This window comes from Staphylococcus schweitzeri, assembly GCF_002902405.1.
In the GTDB taxonomy this organism is placed as follows: Bacteria; Bacillota; Bacilli; order Staphylococcales; family Staphylococcaceae; genus Staphylococcus; species Staphylococcus schweitzeri.
Genome location: NZ_PPQS01000026.1, coordinates 1 through 18693, shown reverse-complemented (window position 1 = coordinate 18693; position 18693 = coordinate 1). Strand labels below are relative to the sequence as shown.

General features: G+C 33.1%; 18 protein-coding genes. 6 read left to right on the top strand and 12 right to left on the bottom strand.

Annotation, left to right across the window (positions count from 1 at the left end; all coding sequences use genetic code 11):
* Positions 1-77: 77 nt before the first annotated feature.
* Positions 78-878, top strand: a complete 801-nt coding sequence (gene rpiRa / locus CD116_RS05085; protein ID WP_047529304.1) for a pentose phosphate pathway transcriptional regulator RpiRA — start codon at positions 78-80, stop codon at positions 876-878.
* A gap of 276 nt (positions 879-1154) precedes the next feature.
* Here rpiRa and CD116_RS05080 read toward each other — a convergent pair whose 3' ends face one another.
* The gene (locus CD116_RS05080; RefSeq protein WP_047529302.1) at positions 1155-2015 is read right to left on the bottom strand and encodes an ROK family protein; all 861 of its coding nucleotides are present in this window, start codon (positions 2013-2015) and stop codon (positions 1155-1157) included.
* A gap of 157 nt (positions 2016-2172) precedes the next feature.
* On the opposite strand from CD116_RS05080, the gene CD116_RS05075 reads away from it, so the two are divergent.
* Positions 2173-3054, top strand: a complete 882-nt coding sequence (locus CD116_RS05075) for an N-acetylneuraminate lyase (RefSeq protein ID WP_047529300.1) — start codon at positions 2173-2175, stop codon at positions 3052-3054.
* A 39-nt stretch (positions 3055-3093) separates the two neighbouring features.
* Positions 3094-4626 carry a sodium:solute symporter family protein gene (locus CD116_RS05070; RefSeq protein ID WP_047529298.1) on the top strand — a complete coding sequence of 511 codons (1533 nt, stop codon included), beginning with the start codon at positions 3094-3096 and terminating at the stop codon, positions 4624-4626.
* 148 nt (positions 4627-4774) lie between these two features.
* On the opposite strand, the gene CD116_RS05065 is transcribed toward CD116_RS05070, so the two are convergent.
* The 4 genes from CD116_RS05065 to CD116_RS05050 form a co-directional block, all read right to left on the bottom strand.
* Positions 4775-5995: a NupC/NupG family nucleoside CNT transporter gene (locus CD116_RS05065; RefSeq protein ID WP_047529295.1), complete on the bottom strand. Its 1221-nt coding sequence runs from the start codon at positions 5993-5995 to the stop codon at positions 4775-4777.
* 10 nt (positions 5996-6005) lie between these two features.
* On the bottom strand, positions 6006-6929 hold the full coding sequence (locus CD116_RS05060) for a pseudouridine-5'-phosphate glycosidase (protein WP_047529293.1): 924 nt from the start codon (positions 6927-6929) through the stop codon (positions 6006-6008).
* Positions 6904-8022 (bottom strand): carbohydrate kinase, encoded by a 1119-nt coding sequence (locus CD116_RS05055; RefSeq protein ID WP_047548728.1) that lies wholly within the window; start codon positions 8020-8022, stop codon positions 6904-6906. Before CD116_RS05055 ends, CD116_RS05060 begins: the two co-directional genes overlap by 26 nt.
* Positions 8023-8363: 341 nt before the next feature.
* Complete coding sequence (locus CD116_RS05050; protein WP_224757347.1) at positions 8364-9353, bottom strand: PTS sugar transporter subunit IIC; 990 nt, start codon at positions 9351-9353, stop codon at positions 8364-8366.
* On the opposite strand from CD116_RS05050, the gene CD116_RS13850 reads away from it, so the two are divergent.
* Complete coding sequence (locus CD116_RS13850) at positions 9304-9444, top strand: hypothetical protein (RefSeq protein WP_078101673.1); 141 nt, start codon at positions 9304-9306, stop codon at positions 9442-9444. The genes CD116_RS05050 and CD116_RS13850 overlap by 50 nt on opposite strands.
* Positions 9445-9600: 156 nt before the next feature.
* On the opposite strand, the gene CD116_RS05040 is transcribed toward CD116_RS13850, so the two are convergent.
* The 4 genes from CD116_RS05040 to CD116_RS05015 form a co-directional block, all read right to left on the bottom strand.
* Complete coding sequence (locus CD116_RS05040) at positions 9601-10278, bottom strand: ABC transporter ATP-binding protein (RefSeq protein ID WP_047529288.1); 678 nt, start codon at positions 10276-10278, stop codon at positions 9601-9603.
* A gap of 12 nt (positions 10279-10290) precedes the next feature.
* Positions 10291-11340 carry an ABC transporter permease gene (locus tag CD116_RS05035; protein WP_047548732.1) on the bottom strand — a complete coding sequence of 350 codons (1050 nt, stop codon included), beginning with the start codon at positions 11338-11340 and terminating at the stop codon, positions 10291-10293.
* 234 nt (positions 11341-11574) lie between these two features.
* Entirely contained in the window at positions 11575-12465 is an 891-nt protein-coding gene (locus CD116_RS05025) for a 5'-nucleotidase, lipoprotein e(P4) family (RefSeq protein WP_047548735.1), read from the bottom strand.
* Between the two features lie 672 nt (positions 12466-13137).
* Positions 13138-13662 carry a YfiT family bacillithiol transferase gene (locus CD116_RS05015; protein WP_047529283.1) on the bottom strand — a complete coding sequence of 175 codons (525 nt, stop codon included), beginning with the start codon at positions 13660-13662 and terminating at the stop codon, positions 13138-13140.
* A 274-nt stretch (positions 13663-13936) separates the two neighbouring features.
* Here CD116_RS05015 and brnQ2 point away from each other — a divergent pair, with 274 nt between their 5' ends.
* The gene (gene brnQ2, locus CD116_RS05005) at positions 13937-15244 is read left to right on the top strand and encodes a branched-chain amino acid transport system II carrier protein BrnQ2 (protein ID WP_047548740.1); all 1308 of its coding nucleotides are present in this window, start codon (positions 13937-13939) and stop codon (positions 15242-15244) included.
* A 237-nt stretch (positions 15245-15481) separates the two neighbouring features.
* Positions 15482-16306, top strand: a complete 825-nt coding sequence (locus CD116_RS05000) for a formate/nitrite transporter family protein (RefSeq protein ID WP_047423998.1) — start codon at positions 15482-15484, stop codon at positions 16304-16306.
* Between the two features lie 247 nt (positions 16307-16553).
* Here CD116_RS05000 and CD116_RS04995 read toward each other — a convergent pair whose 3' ends face one another.
* The 3 genes from CD116_RS04995 to CD116_RS04985 form a co-directional block, all read right to left on the bottom strand.
* The gene (locus CD116_RS04995; protein WP_047424000.1) at positions 16554-16952 is read right to left on the bottom strand and encodes a DUF4064 domain-containing protein; all 399 of its coding nucleotides are present in this window, start codon (positions 16950-16952) and stop codon (positions 16554-16556) included.
* Positions 16953-17101: 149 nt separating this feature from the next.
* Positions 17102-17476: a DUF4467 domain-containing protein gene (locus CD116_RS04990; protein ID WP_047529277.1), complete on the bottom strand. Its 375-nt coding sequence runs from the start codon at positions 17474-17476 to the stop codon at positions 17102-17104.
* 634 nt (positions 17477-18110) lie between these two features.
* Complete coding sequence (locus CD116_RS04985; RefSeq protein WP_047529275.1) at positions 18111-18599, bottom strand: antitoxin YezG family protein; 489 nt, start codon at positions 18597-18599, stop codon at positions 18111-18113.
* Between the last annotated feature and the right edge of the window lie 94 nt (positions 18600-18693).

Here is an 18693-nt window from a genome sequence, read left to right as displayed (position 1 = left end):
TTTTTATCAATGCTTTTTACTATCTTGAAAATATTTTTCATATATAATAGTAATCATTAAGATGAAGGGGTGACACAATGAAATTTGAGAATCGTGTTCAACGTTATCAACATTTATTTACTAAAACAGACAAACGAATCGTTAATTATATCCGACAACAGGGATATAGTGATGCTTTTTCAACCATCAATTCTTTAGCACACGCTATAGGTACGTCACCAGCTACAATGACACGTTTCAGCCATAAATTGGACTACGAAAATTTTCAAGATTTAAAATTTAATATACAAAAAGAACTGACAGATACCGCAATTGAAAATAGTCCAATCATACAAAAGATTCATAAATATCATCAACAAATTATTCAACAAACAGGTGAGTTTATTGATAATGATATAATTCAAACCTTTATCAATAAGCTCCAATCAAGTCGCCAAATTCTATTTGCTGGATTAGGAAGCTCAGGATTATCAGCAACAGAATTTTATTATCGTATGATTCGTATGGGACTCAAAGGTAATGTGACTACTGACTCACACTTAATGAAAATATCAGCCTCTCTATTATCGAAGTCAGATATGTTTATCGCTATGTCAAATAGCGGTAATACTTCGGAATTAATTTCAGCAGCGGAAGTCGCCAAAGCTCACGGTGCTTATGTTGTAGCCATTACCAATTTCGAAGGTAGTAAACTGACGGACTGTGCTGATTTAGTACTTTTAACAACTGATCAGTCTCGCAATACCGATCATCAATTTATCAACACGCAAATTGCAACGCTCTTTTTAATCGATATCGTGAGTTACCATTTATTAGAAAATAAGAATCTGAGTCATACTTATCAACATACTAAATCTATTATCCTAGACAACAAATAAGTAATAATACGTGTCTGCCCACCTGCAACTGTAGACAATCATCGTGATTGTCCCAACGAGTTGCTAGGTGCTTTTTTAATTTCAATACTAAATACCTTTTACATTTTCTAAGATCTCTACGTCCCATCCTCTTCAGTTTAATATATCCGTTGTACGCTGTTGGTTGATATAGTTTATATTGGTCCTAGATATAGCATTATCTGTGGAACTAATAACAGCTCTCATCTCTCGTCACAGTTTCAAATTCTATTTTCGAATGACTCCTGCCTTAAACCCTCATTGCAAACAGCCATATAATGCTGCGTCATTTTTACTCTTAGTCGTTTGAATCGGTGCATATTTATAATCTATTGGTAGATAGTGTGCAACTTTCGGCTCGATATATTTAATGAGATTATCTCCTTGTTCAGATATACCTCCACCAATTAAAATAAGGCCAGGATCATACATGATTTGTATTTGAGCAATACCTTCAGCTACATCATCTGCCCATTCATTCAAAATACGCTTAGCAACATCATCACCTTCGTCAGCAGCTTCAAATAAAACAGGTACATGCTTACTTCTCGTAAACCCTCCTTCTATCATGCGCTTTTTCAATGCACTCGTTGCAGCACGTTGTTCAAATGTTGTGCCTTCTGTTAGACGATACAATAAATACCCTATTTCATTTGCTTTATGAAGTTCACCATTATCTATATGTCCTTGATTATTTTTGTACGCACCACCAATGCCCGTTCCAAGTGTCATACAAAAAATACGTTCTGCTTGATATTGATGCAATTTTAATTCTCCTAATAATGCTGCATTGACATCATTTCTTACTTTGACATATGGTGACAGTGATTTTAATAATTGTTTAAAATTTGTCCCTTTATAATTTGGAATGGTTGGTCCGGCATACACAATTTCCCCTTTTTGTTCATCGACAACACCTGCTGACGAAATACCTATGACCGGTTGGATTAAATGATATTTCTCCATATATCGCGTTACAATCTCATATACTTTGTCAGTAATAAGCTCACTTTTATTGTTCGGCGTTGGCATTTGTTGATAGTCAAACATATTCATTTGCTTGTCAATAACTGCCGATTTAATTTGAGTGCCTCCAATATCGATTGCTATATAATACACCTTACTCACTCCATTTCTATCGATTTTGAAAAACATTTTCATCAATTATACATAAATATGACTACAATTTTCAAAAAGATATTGTTACATTTTATGATAGCGTTTACAATTATAGCTGTAAACTATATTATCACATGATTTTTGGAGGGACTTCATAATGAACAAAGATTTAAAAGGTTTATATGCAGCGTTACTCGTTCCTTTTGATGAAAATGGTCAAGTAAATAAACAAGGATTAAAACAAATTGCTCAAAATGCCATTGAAACTGAAAAATTAGATGGACTTTATGTAAATGGAAGCTCAGGCGAAAACTTTTTATTAAATACAGAGCAGAAGAAACAAGTTTTCAAGATTGCCAAAGAGGCAGTTGGAGACAAGGTCAAATTGATTGCTCAAGTAGGTTCGTTAGATTTAAATGAAGCCATTGAACTTGGAAAATACGCCACAGAACTCGGTTACGATGCACTTTCTGCCGTAACACCATTCTACTATCCATTTACTTTTGAAGAAATTAGAGATTACTATTTCGATATTATCGAAGCAACACAGAACAATATGATTATTTATGCGATACCAGATTTAACAGGTGTGAATATTTCTATTGAACAATTCAGTGAGCTATTTAATCACGAAAAAATTGTTGGTGTTAAATATACAGCACCGAACTTCTTCCTACTCGAACGTATTAGAAAAGCATTCCCAGACAAATTAATCTTATCTGGCTTTGATGAAATGTTAGTTCAAGCTACGATTTCTGGTGTAGATGGCGCAATTGGTTCTACATATAACGTTAATGGTCGCCGTGCTAGACAAATCTTCGACTTAGCACGACAAGGTCAAATTCAAGAAGCTTATCAACTACAACATGATTCAAATGACATTATCGAAACAGTTTTATCAATGGGGATTTATCCAACATTGAAAGAAATATTACGTCACCGTGGCATTGATGCAGGATTACCGAAACGTCCTTTCAAACCTTTTAACGAAACACATCGACAAACATTAGATCAACTCATTGCAAAATACGATTTATAGACATCAAAGAATCAATACATTGTAAAGGGGATGTTGCCCATGAAAGAAGTTGGATTTGGCACACTAAACTGGGTTGCCGTTATCATTTATCTACTAGCTATGTTATTCATTGGCGTTTATTTTACTAAACGCGCTAGTCAAAGTACGAATAGTTTCTTTACCGCAAGTGGTCGCTTGCCATCTTGGGTAGTTGGTTTTTCAATTTATGCAACTACTTTAAGTGCAATTACGTTTATGTCTACACCAGAGAAAGCATTTTTAACAGATTGGTCATATATTGCAGGTAACATCGCTATCGTAGCAATTATTCCATTACTAATTTATTTCTATGTTCCATTCTTTAAAAAGTTAAAGGTAACATCTGCATATGAATATTTAGAAGCTAGATTCAGTCCTAGCATACGTGTTATTGGCTCATTGTTATTTGTCGTTTACCATTTAGGACGTGTTGCAATCGTTATCTACTTACCAACATTAGCAATCACATCTGTATCAGATATGAATCCTTACATTGTTGCATCACTTGTTGGTTTACTTTGTATTTTATATACATTTTTAGGTGGATTCGAAGGTGTTGTATGGAGTGATTTCATTCAAGGTGTCATATTATTAGGTGGCGCTTTAGTAATTATCATTTTAGGTATTATGCACATTAAAGGTGGATTCGGTACTGTTCTTGCAGATGCAATTGAACACAAAAAATTAATTAGTGCTGACAATTGGAAACTAAATACTGCAGCAGCTGCCATACCCATTATTTTCCTTGGAAATATTTTTAATAACTTGTATCAATATACTGCGAGTCAAGATGTCGTACAAAGATACCAAGCTTCTGATAGCTTAAAAGAAACCAATAAATCATTATGGACAAATGGTATCCTTGCATTAATCTCAGCACCGTTGTTTTATGGTATGGGTACAATGTTGTACTCATTTTATGCACATGAAGCTGTTTTACCAAAAGGCTTCAATACATCATCTGTAGTGCCATATTTCATTTTAACTGAGATGCCACCATTTGTAGCAGGATTACTCATTGCAGCTATTTTCGCTGCTGCACAGTCTACCATTTCATCTAGCTTAAATTCTATATCTGCTTGTATTTCAATCGATATTAAACAACGCTTCTTTGGTAAAGGTAGCGAGCGACATGAAGTTAACTTTGCTCGTTTGGTCATCATTATTGCAGGTATATTTGGTTTTGGTATGTCCTTATACTTAATTGCGTCAAATTCAAATGACTTATGGGACTTATTCTTGTTTGTTACTGGGTTATTCGGCGTTCCATTAGCAGGTGTATTCGCTGTCGGTATTTTTACAAAACGCACAAATACATTCGGTGTCATTTGTGGATTAATTTTAGGTATCATCTTTGCGTACGTGTATAATGGCGTCGGTAAAGGTAACTCACCTTTCTATGTATCAACCATTTCATTTACTGTTGCCTTTGTCTTTGCTTATGTACTTAGCTTTATCGCCCCTTCAAAACATAAAAAAGATATTACGGGATTAACAATATTTGAAAAAGATAAACCATCAACATACATTTCAAAAACGGCTACGAAAAAGTAATGTTAGTTGGAAACCCCCATCAGTAAGGTATCATGCACTATTGTGCCACCTTGGTGATGGGGGTTTGATTTTGTTATGCAATACGTGATTCAGTTCCGACTGTTATGTCATCTGAATCACGTTTCTATATTTCACTACTTCGATTAAATTACAATACTAAGCCAATGATTGATCCTGAAATGATTGAAGCTAGAGTTGAACCAAGTAGCAACCTCATTGCAAAGGATGCAACTTTTTCTCCTTGTTTATTACTAATGCCTTTAATTGAACCTACGATGATACCAACCGTACCAAAATTAGCGAAACTTACTAAGTAAACTGAAATGATACCTTGTGTTCGAGCTGATACATCACCAAGGACATTTTTAAAATCAAGCATTGCTACAAACTCATTTGTAATTAATTTAGTCGCCATTAAAGATCCAGCTGGAACAGCTTCGCTCCATGGAATCCCCATTAAGAATGCGATTGGTGCAAACACATAGCCAATAAGTTGTTTAAAGTTCAAACCAACACTACCAAACATGATATTAATCGCTTCCATTAATGAAATAAATGCTAACAACATTACGGCTACTACAACAGCGATTTTAAACCCATCCATCGCACTATCACCAATCATTTGGAAAAAGGCAACTTTCTTAGGTTTTCCTGTGTTTCCATTCAATGTTTTAGTTTCTGTGGATTTTGTTAAGTTATCAATTTCAACATCAGTATCATCAGATTTATAGGGATTGATTACACTGGCGATGATAAGCGCACTGAAAATATTTAACATTACTGCTGTAACTACGAACTTAGGTTCAATCATTTGCATATATGAACCCAACATTGCCATGCTAACAGCACTCATACCAGATGTCGCAATTGTATATAATTTTGCTTTAGACAACTTTGGAATAATGTCTTTTATAGTTAAATACACTTCTGGCTGTCCAAACATCGCTGTCGAAATAGCAAAATAACTTTCTAAGCGCCCCATCCTAGTTATTTTATTAATAGCAATACCTACATATTTGATAATAAATGGTAATACCTTAATATAATTAAAAATGCCTATTAATACAGAAATGAAAACTAATGGCAGCAACACATTTAAAAAGAACGTAAAGCCATTTTTATTTTGTATATCTCCAAAAACAAAGTTTATACCTGCTTTACTAACATTTATTAACCCTTCAAAAAATGAACCTAATGCAGTTAAGATTGTTAAACCAATCGTTGTGTTCATCATAAATAACACAATCAACACTTGAATAAATATCATTATTAACGTCTTTTTGAAGTCTATGTTTTTACGATCAAAACTGAATAAAAACGCAACAAATAGTGCAAATGCTATCCCTGTGATAGCGAATAAAATAGACATGTATCATCACCTACAATAATTTATTAACAGCGACAGCAATTTTAGCCCCCAACGCCGCATTATTTTCAACGAGTTTTATATTTGCTGCTAAACTTTTACCATTCGTTTTTTCTACAATTTTCCCTAACAAGAACGGTGTGGAATCCTTACCTTTAATACCTTGATTTTCCGATTCAACAACAGCTTCATTTATGATTGCCTCAATATATGCTTTTGATAAGGCATGCTCATATGGAATTGGATTAGCAACAACAATGCCACCTTCAAGATTTAACTGCTGTTTGGTTAAATGAATGTCAGCAAGTCGTTCCGGCGTTTCAACCGAACTTGTTAACTTAACACCGCTTTCGCGAGTGAAGAATGCTGGCAATTCATTCGTTTGATATCCAATAACTGGAACGCCTTTTGTTTCTAAATACTCCATCGTCTTAGGTAAGTCTAAAATTGATTTGGCACCTGCACAGATAACAGTGACATTTGTTTTAGACAATTCTTCTAAGTCTGCTGAAATGTCCATCGTATGTTCTGCACCTTTATGTACTCCCCCAATACCTCCAGTAACAAAAAATTGAATACCAGCCATTGCAGCACATATCATCGTCGTCGCTACAGTAGTAGCACCAATGCGTTTCATCGCAACAACTTCTGCTAAATCCCGTCTAGACACTTTAGCAACGTCTTTACTAGTTGCAAGTATTTCTAAGTCTTCACTTTCTAAACCAATTTTAATTTTGCCATCTATAATTGCTATGGTTGCTGGAATGGCACCATTATTCCTGATAATTTGCTCTACTGTTGTTGCCATTTCAACATTTTGTGGGTACGGCATACCATGCGAAATAATTGTTGATTCTAATGCTACAATCGGTTGATTGTTCTCCCGTGCTTGCTGAACTTCTCGAGAATACTCAATATACTTTTGTAAATTTGCCATTTTTATAATCCTCCATATCGTGATAAAGTTGCTGTTGATCTAGGTTTTGCCTAACTGTATATTTCGTTTCTATCGTTTTCTTTGCGTTAACCATGCCAGCAATTAATATATCTTCAGTAGTCATCCCATTTAACCAGCTATACACTACTGCAGCACAGAATGAATCACCTGCACCTGTAACATCTTTCACACTATTTGATGGCATAACTGACTTGATGATTTCTTCCTCACCACTTCGATAAATGAGTTCTTTCACGCCATTTGTCACAATAATATTTTCAACACCTAAATCATTCCAGCGTTTAGCAGCTATTTTTAAATCATCAGTAGATTCTATTTTTAAATTTAAGTATGTTTCTGTTTCATCTTTATTCGTGATAATCCAATCAATAGCATATAGTGAATCAGGCATATTTTTCATTTTTGGGGAAGAAACCGTGGTAATAACTAATTTGATTTGATGTTTCGTGGTATAGGCACATAAGAAATTTAATGCCTCTTTGCCTAAATTCAAATCGACAATAATACACTTTGCCTTTTTCAATAAGTGTGAACGTTTAATTAAAAATTCAGGTGTTATGTAGTCAAACACTTCCATATCTGCTAAGCCATATGTCATGTCGCCTTCTTTACTAATTAAAGCTGTATATGAACCTGTACTCGCATTTTCAAATTGTTGAACATGATCCAAATTCATAAATGGTGTGGACAATCGTTTAATCATTTCCCATTCACTATCTTGTCCACTAGTAGATAAAAAAGCGACCGTTTCGCCAAGCCTACCTAAGTTCTCAGCAATATTTCTTGCTACGCCACCAATTGAGCGTGTTGACGTTACAGGATTTGATGTTTCTGCAACCAAATCTTTATGCACATAAAACTTACGATCTACATTCGCTGCACCAATACAAACAATAGGATAATCTTCATTTAAGACATATGCTTTTCCCATAACATATTCCTTTTGTATTAATCCTGAAATAATGTTTGCTACGCTGGGTCTAGATAGACCAATTGCCTCAGCAAGTTCACGTTGTGAAATAAATGGATTATCTTTAATCCTTTTTAAAATCTCTTTCTCAGAATCGCTCATAACATCCCTCCTCATATTGACTTAAAATACTTGAATCAGTGAATTTACAAAAATATCGTAGCATGCAGTTATTTATTTTGTAAACGCTTACATTTAGCGGTATGCCAATGATATTTGTTTATAAAATGCGCATAATTTCGTAAAAAGTAAGTTCATTCCATAACGTAAAAGGCACTTAAGAAAATGATAAATGTTTATACAGAGTGATATTTGTCGACTTTAAATTATGACATTTTTATGTCTTAAATTTTCTATAAAAAAACGTGACCCATTATCGACTGTTACATCGACTGAATCACGTTACTATGTTTTATTTGTTTTTACTATTCAATATGATGATGTTATGCGTCTACTGCACCTCGATTAATCATGTCTTGCTTAGTAACAATTGGATATTTTTTAAATACGATTGAACCAAGATAACCTGCAAGCGCACCTACAACCGCCATTACTACACCATAAATCACAATTGTCGTAGGATGATTAAATCCAAACATAACTAAAAATCCTGCAATCGGTGTAGCTGTACCTGTCGCATCGTTAATTAAACCTGACATAGCAATAATCAAACCAGCAATCGCACCACCAAAGAAATTTGTAATATAGATTGGAATTGGATTCGCTGATACAATATCTGCTTGTGATAAAGGTTCAATACTTACTGCAATTGTAGACTTTCGATCACCTAATTTTAAGCGATGGAATAACGTCCCATTCATAAATGCTGAACTAAATGCTGCCATGGCACCAATAGCCATAGGCACACCAGTTAAACCTAATAATGCTGTCAATGCCATTGAACTCAATGGCGCCGTGCCGACAACCGTAATAATACCACCTAAAATGATACCCATGATAATTGGATTCGTATTCGTACTACTTTGGATAATATCACCAATTCGAATCAATGTACTATTCACTACTGGCGTTAATAATGCTGCAATAAGACGAGCTAATGGCGCTAAGATGACAATCGATCCAATTAAGTCTACACCATCCGGCACATATTTCTCTGTATATTTCATCACATATCCAATCATATAACCCGCAAAGAAACCTGGTAATAAATCCATACCACCGCACGCGGCTGCTATAACTAATGCATATACTGGTGATACACCGATAGCCAATGCTGTTAATCCAGCGGCAGCGACACCACCAAGACCTCCCGCAGCATCCCCTAACTCTTCTAAAAACTTAATTCCAAACACTTCACCACCAACATATTTATTAAATGCTTCCACTAAAAATGTTGCGATTGCTGCATTTGCTAATGCTCCCATGGCGCGCATACCATTAGGTGCTTTATATGTAAATAATGTAAAAATCACTAAGACCAAAAATAAAAATAATGTACCTATTAATAAATCCATAACCATTGCCCCCCATTTCGATAATTTTATATTCAATCCCCATATTTAAATATTGAATACTTAGAGGCCATTTTACTACAAAAAATATTATATTTCACGGAATATTTCTAATTTTCGATAATAATTATTATCAATTGAATGTGAAAGTTTATTCAAATAATACATAAACATAAAAATACCGACACATAGTATGCCGGTATAAAAACTATTCTGCTATTTCTTCCTCGAGATTAAGAACGCCGTCTTTCATATGATACGAACGGTCACAATATGCTTTAAGTCGTTCATCATGTGTAACGATAATACATGCTTTTTCTCTTTGTTTTGCTTGGTCACGTAAAATTTTAATGACTTCAATCGCATTTTCAGTATCTAACGCTGCGGTAGGTTCATCCGCTAAAATAATAGATGGATTTGTATACAATGCTTTCGCAATTGCAACACGTTGTTTCTGACCACCTGAAATCTCTGATGGCAATTTATTAAGCAATGACGTTAGCCCTAATTGTGACATAAGTTGCTGATAGTCTTCATTAGACATAACATTCTTATTTTTCTTTTTCAATAAGGTAAATTGTTGCTTTACCGTTAAAAATGGCACAAGATTTGTAGCTTGTAAAATAAAACCTATCTCAGACATTCTTACTTTTGACAATGCTTTTTGCTTCATTGTCGTAATATCTTGGTTATTGATTAATATGTGCCCAGATGTCGGCGTTTGTAAAGCACCTGCCATAGTTAGAAATGTACTTTTACCAGAGCCAGAAGGTCCAACAAGTGCTATAATATCTCCTTTATTTATCTCAAAATTTGTATCTTTAACCGCTTCAATCGTACGATTACCATCTTTAAATGACTTTGTTACATTTTCAAATTTCAACATTTGCTACACCTCCTACCCAATCGCCTTTAACGGATCTATTTTTTTAATTGTTAAAATGGAGAATAAACTTCCTAATACAGAGACAATCATTAACACAACTGCAAATATAAGCAATGTTAGTACATCGAATTTGACGGGTACTGCATCAGGTAAAAATGCACCTGTAACGCCTGTTAATAGTAAGCCAATTGTCGTACCGAATAATGCTAATATGAGCGTCTGCGAAATAACTACGTTCGCTAAATAACCATTCGTAAATCCTTGAGCCTTTAATATGCCAAATAAACTCGTTTTTTGTAATGTCATGACATATAAGAATATACCTATTACTGTAGCTGAAATGACAAACAAGAATGAAATCATAAAGTTTAATGTTAAGTTCTGCGGTTTATAACCTGGTAAATTTTCAATAAAGTCATTAATACTTACTGCTTCAAGCTTTTGGTTTAATTTTTTGTCTTTCCAATTTGTATCACGTACAACAACTGCATTGATTTTATCTCCAGTCAATCTAGGATTGATTTTGGCAATGGTAGCGTCATTCGTGAAAATGACTGGTGACGCATTATATTTTGCGCTCTCTGTAAAACCTACGATATGCAATTTTTCATCTGATTGAGATAGTGTTAATGTGTCACCTATATTAAATCCTTTATTTTTAAGTGTTTCATCAGCTAACACTTCATTATCTTTAGTCGCTTTATGCCCTTCTATTAAACTCGGAACTAAAAATGATGACTTTTCAACACCGAACACTAAAACATTGTCTTTTTGATGGCCATTAGACACAATTTCCCCTGTTTGCTTCAACGTAGCTTGTTTCTTGTATTTATTTTCAATATCTTTCTTATTAAAAATAGATTGTTGCACAGTTTGGTTAGCATCTTTATTTAGAACAATGGCATCCGCATGCCACTTATCAATGCCTTCTTTATTCATATTGATAAGGCCATTCGCTAATCCAGACAATAAAAATAGTAAGTAACTAATCATTGCCAACACTCCAATAATCAGTCCAAACTTCAATTTGTTACGCCGTATTTCATTCCAAGCTAAAAACATGCATTCCTCTCCCTACTACCATGATTTAAACATTGTTTATATTCTTAGATGCACGTACATCATGTTGCCCTATTTAATGTTATATATACTTACCTTCCATTATACCCGAACTTTTTATATTAAAAGCAAATTTATGGAAAATGCAATTAATTGCCTATTGTTTTTGTACGGTACATTTAAATTTAAAAACGCCTACATATACCTTTAAGTACATGTAGACGTCCAATTCGTAACTTATTTAACTTCTCCTGTTTTAGGATCGAATTGTTTAATAGAATTTTTACGTAATTTATCTTTCGCTTTGTCACTTGCTTTATAGTTATTGTTATAAATTGTAGCTTCCCAACTACCATACATTGGGTTAGGGAAAATAATGTATTTCTTACCAAAATCGTCTTTATGTTTTTCAATTAATGCTTCACGAGATTCAGCTGTGGCTTCTTTTGGATCTGTAAAATCTAATAAATTATCTCCAAATAGCATGACAAGTTTATGATTCTTTTGAACCATTTGTCTGCGTGATTCTTTACTCTTATCATCTTTACCTTTTAGTAAAATATGACTCTTCTTAGCTTGAGGGATACCTTGTTGTTTTAAGTTCTTTTGTGTTGCCTTTAAATCTTTTTCTTTATCTCTATCAGAAATATAGTAGATATCGACACCTTTTTTGTCAGCATATTTCAAGAATTCTTTTGCGCCATAGACAGGTTTAGCTTTAGCAGCTTGTACCCATTCATGCCAACCTTCTGGGAAAGCTTTATTATGTATTGATGCATAGCCTTGATATGGAGAATTATCTAAAACTGTTTCATCTAAATCCAAAGCAATAGCTAACTTATGTTTACCTTTATTCTTTTTAATCTCTTTATCTAACTGAGTCTTTGCACTGTTATACCCTTGTAAATATAGTGCTTTTGCTTCAGCTGAATTTTGATACCAAGATACTGCCATAATATTCTGATTACCAAGATTCACCTTTTGTGATGCCGGTATAGAAGCTTGTTGCGTTTGTTGAACTTCAGCAGAACTTTTAGCAATAGCCGTAGAATTTGTTGTTTGTGGTGCTGAAACTGTAACCGCTACTGATAGCGATGCTATTGCAATATACTTTGAAATTTTATTCATCCTATCACCTCATAATTAATATTAAAATACAGTTAAAATTATAAATGCATTTATTTGATATTGCTATACTATGCAAAGATATTTAATATTATTTCTTTAAAAGCTAACAAATATGTGAACATTTCATATAATCGAGTAGAGCCTGGGACACAAATCAACGTCACAGACTATAATGATATATTAACAGTAATTGACTGATTGAAAATGTGCTTGTAACAAGTTTTGTCCAATTCTAGTCAGGGGCCCCAACACAGAAGCTGACGAAAAGTCAGCTTACAATAATGTGCGAGTTGGGGTGTGGGCCCCAACAAAGAGAATTTCGAAATGAAATTCTACAGGCAATGCGAGTTGGGGTGTGGGCCTCAACACAGAGAAATTGGATTCCCAATTTCAACAGACAATGCAAGTTGGCGGGTCCCCAACACAGAGAATTTCGAAAAGAAATTCTACAAACAATGCAAGTTGGGGTGGGACGACGAAATAAATTTTGCGAAAATATCATTTCTGTCCCACTCCCTCCTATTTTTAAGTACACATTAACTGTTGTTAAGCTGTGAGAACCACTACATAATAAATCATTAGTGATTCTTTATTATTTCTATACCACGTCCCTCTCACACTAACAATCATATTTACATACCCGTAAGTTCATTATTTTGCATAAGCCATCGTTTAGCATTCTTCATTAAACTGATTCAATGCAATTTGGATGTGTGCAAGGTGATGTCTTTCATGCCAAGATAACTTAGCTATTGTTTCACCAACAGTGACACGACCTGTATTTTGCAATTCAAATGCACGTGAGAATTGTGTAGTCGAGATTTCTTTGATAAGAGAAACAACACGCATATTTAAATTTCGAAGTAAATCAACTGACACTTGAACAGGCAAATCATAATCTGATTGTATCGCCCATTGTTCTTGATTAAATTCTGAAACATATGGCTCTTTATCAGTTAAAGCTAACTTTAATCGTAAGTATAAATTGAGCTGAGAATCAACTATATGATGTACTAATTGCCTAACAGTCCATGCTCCTTCACGATAAGTTCTATTCAGTTCTTCTTCATCCAAATAATTCACAATACTAGAAAGTTGTGAACTATACTCATTAATTTCATTCGTCCATCTTTCTATATGTGCTGATGTAATTGTTTCTGGTACCTTTAATTGTCCAATTGGAAATCTTACATTCATAATACTTTCCCCCCCTTAAATGCCTTGTTTTCATTTTACACTTTCATTTCTGAGGAATGCAAACATATATTTAGAGGGTTGAACACAGCATAATTTAATTAAAAAACAGACACTTTACACTGTTATTATGCTTTTTCTTAATGCTTTATTATTGCAATATTTTTTATAAAATAATAGAATCATAGTATTGTCATTTAAAGATAAAGTAAGAACGTTTTTATTTTTCAGATTTTTTAAATAATTATGAATATCTAGTTTTAGGAAGGAAATTACATTGAAAAAACAAGTTATCATTTCAGGCCTCATGCTATTTTCACTATTTTTTGGAGCCGGAAATTTAATATTCCCACCCATGCTCGGTCATACAGCAGGGCAAAATATGTGGATTGGTATGCTAGGATTTGCCCTTACAGGCATATTACTACCCTTTATTACTGTTATCGTTGTCGCATTTTATGATGAAGGTGTTGAAAGTGTAGGCAATCGTATACATCCATGGTTCGGGTTTATATTCGCTGTCGTCATTTACATGTCTATTGGAGCATTTTACGGTATTCCACGTGCCGCAAATGTCGCATATGAAATTGGTACAAGACACATTTTACCCGTACACAACCAATGGACTTTAATTATATTCGCAGCAATCTTTTTTGCCATCGTTTATTGGATTAGTTTAAATCCATCAAAAATCGTCGATAATTTAGGAAAATTATTAACACCGTTATTACTATTAATGGTCGCACTATTAAGTATTGCAGTCATTTTCAACCCTGAATCTGCACTAAGTGCACCTAAGGATAAATATATAACACATCCTTTCATTTCAGGAAGTTTGGAAGGCTATTTTACAATGGATCTTGTTGCTGCGTTAGCCTTTTCCGTAGTCATTGTAAATGGTTATAAATTTAAAGGTCTCACAGATCGCATGAAAATATTAAAATATGTCTGCTTTTCAGGATTTATTGCAGCTATATTACTTGGCATGATTTACTTTTCGTTGGCATATGTAGGTGCGTCAACAGCTCCAGGAAGCTTTAAAGATGGTACTGATATATTGACGTACAATTCATTACGAGTATTTGGTTCGTTCGGTAACCTCGTATTTGGAATGACGGTTATTCTTGCATGTTTAACAACATGTATAGGACTCGTCAATGCTTGTGCAACATTTACTAAGAAACACGTACCTAAGTTTTCTTATAAAATATTCGCACTTATTTTCTCTATCATAGGCTTCTTATTTACAACACTTGGTTTAGAAATGATTTTAAAAATTGCCGTACCATTATTGACATTAATATATCCGGTATCCATTGCGCTAGTACTCATATCATTTGCTAACATGTTTAGCAAATTCCGATTTAGTTGGGCATACCGACTTGCAACTGTTATTACATTGATTATTTCAATTTTACAAATACTAAATAGTTTCGACTTATTACACGGTGTTATTTTGAAATGGTTTATGATGTTACCTTTAGCAGATATCGATTTAGCTTGGCTCGTACCATTCATTCTTTTTGCTATCATAGGTTTCATCATCGATGTAGTTATACGCCGTCCGAAACAAGCGACAACTTAATAGACGCATAATCTCCTAGTAATGATCGACACATCATTACTAGGCTTTTTTGTATGAAAATCTGTATTTATTCATTGATACTACCTGAAGATTAATTTTTTAAAATAAATGATTTGTTAAAAAATCCTAGCTGTTATTCAAAAATATTAGTTTTAAAAATTGATTTTGTGAAATTATTCACAAATAAGGCGATTCATAGTATACTCTGATTAACAAATGAAAAGTGAGGATGTCATTGTGAAGGAGAAACATATTAAATGGGATAAGATTTTTTATGGGGACGACTGGGTAAATAACGTAGTCGAAACGATAAGAACGAAAGATATATTACAAAGCGTTTATTTAAAACGTTATTTATTACGTGCTATGATGGCAGGATTTATTATCGGTATTATTACGGTCTTCGTGCTATCAGTTAAAGCCACACACGAACCAGATTTACCACCAGGTATAGTGAATATGGCCAGTGCCATTACATTCAGCTTTGCGTTAGTACTCATTTTATTTACAAACTCCGAACTACTAACCAGTAACTTCATGTACTTTACTGTAGGGCTGTATTATAAAGTAATTAAACCAACTAGAGTATTGAAAATATTTTTATTATGCTTTGCAGGAAATATTTTAGGTGCTGCTATTTTATTTAGTTTCATGCGTTTTTCAAATGTAATGACGCCAGATATGTTAAATCAATTATCAGTAGTAATAGAGCATAAAACTTTGTCTACTGGGTTTGTAAGTATATTAATGAAAGCGATATTCGCCAATTTCTTTATCAACATTTCATTAGTTATTGCAATGCAAATTGACGATGTACTCGCCAAAATGTTTGTCATGATGTTCGGTGTTACCATTTTCGCCTTTATGGGTTATGAACACGTAGTTTACAACAGTTGTTTATTTATGGGGGGATTAATTTATCAAGTTGATACATTGCACTTCATACCTGCTATTTCGAACATTGCTGCCGCTTTTATCGGTAACTATATCGGAGGCGGTCTCATTATAGGTTTATTCTATGCTTACTTGAATGACCATCATCAATTTAATAAAAATAATTAACTATATTTAAACAATGCGTTAGTCGATGCCTTGATATTAAGAAGTGCATTAGCTAACGTATTTTTTAAGTTCGTCAATGGTTTTTGTCCGATGCTATGAGCATTATCAAATACAAAATGCTCCCATTAAAGTAGTTATTGACTGAACATCTACTTCTACGGGAGCATTTTATTTAATTGATTAATTTACTAAAAAACTAACAGAAATATAATTATTGATGGACGTTTGAAATTTCACTACAGAATTATTATGATAGCTGACTTATTTCATCTTTAGGCTTGTTATTAGTAAGTAGTTTAATTCCACTGATTAACCATAAAACAAATGTAATTATGTTACCACTTACTACTGCTCCACTAATTAATAAGATGCCACTCATTTTTTTATTTTTAGATGCTTTAATCATACCGATTGTACCTAAAATAAGTGAAATGATTCCAAATATAAATAGGAATAAGAAAAGCACAGTATAAACTGCTGCTGCTGTTTCTGGATCCAAACTATTAACCTCACCATCAACTGTTGTTGACATATCTGTAGTCATTACACCTGATGCTGCTAAAACCATAAACAGAAAATTAAATACTGTTGCTAAACCTAGAACTGAAATACCTATTATTGTCATTATTTTGACCGATTTTTCCATTGTCTTACTCCTTTATTATTATTTACAAACTTACGTTTGTGTTCTTATATATAAATGTTTAAATTTATATCGTGTTTATTGTGATGTTTGAACAATGTTTAACCAATTGTTATTTTGAAGCTAATTATAATCTTAAAAAAGAGCGTGCGCTAATCTTTTTTCACTTCTACATTTTCATCTTCAAAATCTGCTTTATGGTCTTTCATATACTTAATTGGGTCTATTTCTTTATTGATCTTTGCCTTACCATCTTTAATGTCATAAGCGAAATAATACATTTTCTTTTGATCTTTAAACAATTGAATACCAATAACAATGACTTTACCATCTTTATAAACATGTGTATTACTGTCTTCTTGTTTAATGTCTGTTTTAATAGTGTTTTGTATTTTTGAGGCATCTTTATTCATTTGCTTCTGTTCTTTGTATACTTTATCAATATCTTTTTGATACTTTTCACCTTTATTAGAACAACCTGCCAATACAATTGCTAACATTAAAAATACTATCAATATTCTTTTCATCATTTTTCTCCTTAGATGGCTGTCATTTTCCACACACTACAAAGCTGATAATATGCTTTATCATTGTGATGTTTGAACAATGTTTAACCAATTGTTATAAACTTAAAATTCGTTTAAATGTTTGACGCAAGATTTTGATTTATTATGATATTAAAGTCTTCTTAATATAAACACCTATTTCAGTATTAAATTCTAATTAAAGGAATAAATAACTACTGAAAATTATGTCATCATAATAAATTATGCAATAACTATTTGATGCCTATACATTGCTATGTATCTCTAAAAATTGCCTTCCACACATTTATTTCACAACCAAATATTTAACTATTTATAATTATAGTAAAAAACATTTTAATAGTATATACTTTTCTCATATTTTTTTGATATAAGTTTTAAAAAATAAGTCAACGTGCATCAACTTTATAAATTACACTACAATAACTCTTTCAATTAATGGCAATTTTAAATTTATATCGCGATTTATTAATTAGTTAAACTCATTTATATATGATGTATGTATACCGAGAAGCTAATAGACTTTTTAAGTTGCAAGTAATCTTATCGTTTACCTTCTTCTTTGAGTCAAATGTAAAACGAGGGTGATTTTGCACAGCCTTCTATAACATGTTTGCTACTCTTGTTCTTTAACATACTTCTCTACTTCTCGAATTTCTTCCATTTCATATTCCATTTCTGGTATAACCCCAAACTTTTTGTACATATAATAATTTTCACGGCCCAATTGATCAAACTCTGTATTTATCCAATCTATATAATCAAAAGATACATTCAATTTACCGTCTCTTGTAAAATCAAATTCACATGATGTCCATGGTTCAAGTCCTTCTTCTTTAAATGCATTTCTTAACTCATCAAACATTCGATAAACTTTAAACCATGAATTCTTAAAAATATCTTTTGAGACATTGCAATCTTTAGGTATGTCTGAATAATAATTTAATTCATCACTACCTGGTTTAGTATAATTAAAAATGACTTCTCCAGCTTGATCAGTTACATAAGCTATTGTAAATACTTGCTCCCATTCTACTGGTATCATCCCACTAATCTCATTCGCAATCTCGTTATACATTTGACTTTGTTTTTCTTCGAAAGTCATATTATCTCCCCTATAGTTCAGTTTCTTCTTGTTCTTTAATATAATCTTCTATTTTTTTAACCCTATTTATTGCATATTCTTTTTCAGGCCAAAT